1 protein-coding gene is annotated in these 271 nt (G+C 38.0%); it reads right to left on the bottom strand.

Annotated features, from left to right (window positions below):
• The coding region (locus ACWA1B_RS22725; RefSeq protein WP_456910889.1) for an MbnP family protein at positions 1-271 on the bottom strand (271 nt) is incomplete at both ends.

A 271-nucleotide genomic window follows, 5' to 3' on the forward strand; every position in this document is an offset into this window, starting at 1 on the left:
TTGTCGAAATCAGCTTTAATTTTGATTTTCGGAGCGTTTTGCCCGACAATAGCATTAACAGTTAAGTTTAAAGTAACATCTCTATAAGCATTTACGCCTTGTTTATAAGCACCTTCAGCTCCTGCTATCGTACTTCCGGTATGTATAGACATTACTTTATTTTCGGTATCGTAAAAACCTTCCACTTTTGTAAAACGGTATCCTGTTCCCCATTCCCACATCATTTCTGTATCGTTAGCTCCAGCCGCTGCGTAAAATTTAGGAAATCTTG

The sequence above is a fragment of the Flavobacterium xizangense genome (assembly GCF_054075145.1).